A 3,916-nucleotide genomic window follows, 5' to 3' on the forward strand; every position below is an offset into this window, starting at 1 on the left:
TGACGCGGGCAGCAAACCGTTTTCCAGAAACAGCGTTAAAAACATCACGCCGTAGACAATCCAAACCACATCCGAATTGCCGAGCGCGGCAAAATCCTGATGCCAAAGCGCCTGGACAATCTCATGTAAAACACCCATCAGCTATTCCATCGAGTCACAAGGAGTCTAATTTTAACCTTCTGTGGCATCGTATACGTTGATCTCTCATCGCCGCCACAGCGTGGTTTATCTTCTGTTTAACTTCTTAAACGTGCAAAACCGGCTTTAAGGTCATCCAGCAAGTCATCGACATGTTCGAGGCCGATATGCAGACGCACCAAAGTGCCGGCAAAATCTACGCCGCCCGCCGGGCGAATCGCCGCCAGCTCTTCAGGCTGGTTAGCAAGAATCAGTGATTCATAGCCGCCCCACGAATAGGCCATGCTGAAATGGTGGAAGTGAACGAGGTAATTCGCCAGCTGCTCACGGCTCAGTTTTTCATGCAGGATGAAGGAGAATAAACCGCTGCTGCCGCTGAAATCACGCTGCCAGAATTCATGGCCCTTACACTGCGCCAGCGCCGGATGATTCACGCGCGCCACTTCCGGCTGCGTTGCCAGCCATTCGGCCACCTGCAATCCGCTCTCTTCGTGCTGACGCAGACGCGTGCCCAGCGTACGGATGCCACGGCTCGCCATATAGGCAGTATCGGCATCGACCATCTGACCCATCAAATAGGAGTTCTCGCGCAGCTGCGGCCAGCAACGTTCATTCGCTACCGCCGTGCCAATCATCGCATCGCTGTGCCCAATGATGTATTTGGTACCGGCCTGAATCGAAATATCGATGCCATGATCCAGCGCGTTAAACAGCACGCCCGCCGCCCAGGTATTATCGATCATGATGATCGCATCCGGCGCTTTGGCGCGCACGGCGGCAACAATCGCCGGAATATCCTGCACTTCCATGGTGATTGACGCCGGGGATTCCAGGAACACCACGCGCGTATTCGGCTGCACCAGTTCGCCAATTTCGCTGCCAATGCAGTGATCGAAATAGCTGGTGGTAACGTTCAGCTTACTGAGAATTTTCGAGCAGAAATCCTGCGTCGGTTCATAGACCGCGCCGCTGACCAGAATATGGTCGCCGGCTTCGACAAAGGACAAAATGGCATTGGAGACCGCAGCCGCACCGCATGGATAGAGCGCGCAACCTGCGCCGCCTTCCAGCTCGGTCATGGCGTCTTGCAGCGAGAAATGGGTGAGGGTGCCGCGACGGCCATAAAACAGCTCGCCTGAAGCGCGACCGGCGGTAGCACGTTTCTTGTCGGCGACCGTGTCAAAAACCAGGGATGAAGCGCGTTGAATTACGCTGTTAACTGAGCCTTGAGTGTAACGTTTACTGCGTCCCGCGCTGACAAGCGTGGTGTCTATTTTCTTCGTTGCCATCACTGCCTTTCCTGACATTTCCCACAAAACATCCACGTTACCACGAATCAGCGTAGTGGGTTGAGCCTGATTGCGGATTATCAGAGTGAGGCCAGTATTGCGCATAACATCAGCTAAATTGTGGAAATCGCTGGCCTCTTTACTTTGTAAATAGTAATGAGAACCACTATCACTTCGGGCGTTTTTTTTGCTATGATCCGCGCTTCAATCGTGAACTGTGCAACAGAAGTTGGAGATGCAGCGTGGTAGCCAGTGATTTGATGCAAACGGATCTCTCCGTTTGGGGCATGTATCAGCATGCCGATATCGTGGTAAAGATTGTGATGATTGGCCTGTTACTGGCTTCCGTTGTCACCTGGGCAATTTTCTTCGGTAAGTTTGCTGAGCTGAGCGGGGCGAAACGTCGCCTGAAACGCGAGCAGCAAGCGCTGGGCGAAGCCCGCTCGTTAAACGATGCTTACCGTGCTGCTGAAAACTTTAAAGCCAACAGCCACAGCGCTGTGCTGCTTAACGATGCGCAGAATGAGCTGGAGCTCTCCGCCGGCACCGAAGATCTGGATGGCATTAAAGAGCGTACCAGCTTCCGTCTCGATCGCCGCGTGGCCGCATTTAGCCGTCATGCCGGTCGTGGCAATGGTTTCCTCGCCACCATCGGTTCCGTTGCGCCGTTTATCGGTCTGTTTGGTACCGTGTGGGGCATCATGAACAGCTTCATCGGTATTGCCAAAACGCAAACCACCAACCTCGCAGTCGTCGCGCCGGGCATCGCCGAAGCGCTGCTGGCTACCGCGATTGGTCTGGTTGCAGCAATCCCTGCCGTGGTTATCTACAACGTCTTCGCACGTATGATTGCCAGCTACAAAGCGTCGCTGGGCGATGTCGCCGCGCAGGTGATGTTGCTGCAGAGCCGCGATCTGGATCTCGGCAACGTCGATACTGCGAAAGAAGCCAACCGTCCAGCGGCGGCACAGAAACTGCGCGTAGGATAAGTATTATGGCGATGCGTTTAAACGATGACTCGGTCGGCGATGGCGAAATGCACGAAATCAACGTGACGCCGTTTATCGACGTCATGTTAGTTCTGCTGATCATCTTTATGGTCGCCGCGCCATTAGCCACCGTCGATGTGCGCGTTAACCTGCCAGCATCGACCAGCGCGCCGCAGCCGCGTCCGGAAAAACCGGTTTATCTCTCCATCAAGGAAGATAAGCAGATCTTCATCGGTAACGATGCGGTCACTAAAGAGACGCTGGTGAATGCGCTGACGGCACAAACCGAAGGCAAGAAAGACACCACCATCTTCTTCCAGGCGGATAAATCGGTTGATTACGCCACTCTGATGGAAGTGATGGATCAGCTGCGTGAAGCCGGTTATCTGAAGATTGGCTTGATGGGCATGGAAACTGTGAAGAAGTAACATTTCTCAGCTCATCGTAGGGTCGCCATTCATGGCGACCTTTTTTTATATCTGATGCTCAGTTTGTTAATTTATTGTTACTATTGGTCTTATTTTTGTAAACTGCAATGGTGAAGAGGATCACGTTTATTCCTGGCCCGGCACGTTAAAACGGAAGAAAAACCAGGAAGGACAATATGAGCTCGAGTCACTCTTTACATAAGTCGTCGCAAGGCGGTGCCAAAACCATCTTTAGCGTTACCAGCGGTAACTTCCTTGAGATGTACGATTTCATGGTATTTGGCTATTACGCCACCGCCATCGCCAAAACCTTTTTCCCCGGCGATGATCCCTTTGCCTCTTTAATGCTCACGCTGATGACCTTCGGCGCAGGATTCCTGATGCGCCCGCTCGGCGCGATTATTCTCGGCGCTTACATCGACCACCACGGCCGTCGTAAAGGCTTGCTGTTAACGCTCGGCTTGATGGCGATTGGTACCTTAACTATTGCGCTGGTACCCGGATACGCCACATTAGGGGCCGCCGCGCCAATTCTGATTCTGCTCGGTCGTTTATTGCAGGGCTTCTCGGCGGGCGTTGAGCTGGGCGGCGTGTCGGTTTATCTGGCTGAAGTGGCGCCAAAAGGGCGCAAAGGTTTTTATGTCAGCTGGCAGTCGGGCAGCCAGCAGGTGGCGGTAATCTTCGCCGCGCTGCTCGGTTTGGGTCTGAATCATCTGCTGGCGAAAGACGCCGTCACCGAATGGGGCTGGCGTATTCCGTTTGTGGTGGGATGTATGATCGTGCCGTTCCTGTTCTACATTCGTCGCATGCTGGAAGAGACCGAAGCCTTCAGCCAGCGCAAACATCATCCTTCCATGAGCCAGATTATGCGTTCAGTCGGGCAGAATTGGGCGCTGGTGCTGGCGGGGATGTTGATGGTGGTGACCACCACCGTGATGTTCTACATGATCACCGCGTTTACCCCGACGTTTGGCAAAACGGTGCTGATGATGAGCGATAAAGAGAGCTTCCTGGTGACGCTGTTTGTCGGCATCTCCAACCTGTTCTGGCTGCCGGTGATGGGTTCGCTGTC

4 protein-coding genes and 1 pseudogene are annotated in these 3,916 nt (G+C 53.8%); 3 read left to right on the forward strand and 2 right to left on the reverse strand.

The window, feature by feature from the left end:
- Together RTY00_RS11225 and metC are read right to left on the reverse strand one after the other, a co-directional pair.
- Positions 1–138 (reverse strand): annotated as a pseudogene (locus RTY00_RS11225) (DedA family protein); the annotation flags it as partial.
- Between the two features lie 98 nt (positions 139–236).
- Positions 237–1,427, reverse strand: coding sequence for a cystathionine beta-lyase (metC, locus tag RTY00_RS11230; RefSeq protein WP_312664484.1), 1,191 nt, complete (start codon positions 1,425–1,427; stop codon positions 237–239).
- 260 nt (positions 1,428–1,687) lie between these two features.
- Here metC and exbB point away from each other — a divergent pair, with 260 nt between their 5' ends.
- The 3 genes from exbB to tcuC form a co-directional block, all read left to right on the forward strand.
- Complete coding sequence (exbB, locus tag RTY00_RS11235; protein ID WP_265299474.1) at positions 1,688–2,416, forward strand: tol-pal system-associated acyl-CoA thioesterase; 729 nt, start codon at positions 1,688–1,690, stop codon at positions 2,414–2,416.
- A gap of 5 nt (positions 2,417–2,421) precedes the next feature.
- Positions 2,422–2,844, forward strand: coding sequence for a TonB system transport protein ExbD (gene exbD / locus RTY00_RS11240; protein WP_008103349.1), 423 nt, complete (start codon positions 2,422–2,424; stop codon positions 2,842–2,844).
- A 176-nt stretch (positions 2,845–3,020) separates the two neighbouring features.
- The coding region (gene tcuC, locus RTY00_RS11245; RefSeq protein WP_312664486.1) for a tricarballylate/proton symporter TcuC at positions 3,021–3,916 on the forward strand (896 nt) is incomplete at its 3' end.

The organism is Pantoea sp. CTOTU49201 (genome assembly GCF_032054795.1).
In the GTDB taxonomy this organism is placed as follows: Bacteria; Pseudomonadota; Gammaproteobacteria; order Enterobacterales; family Enterobacteriaceae; genus Pantoea; species Pantoea symbiotica.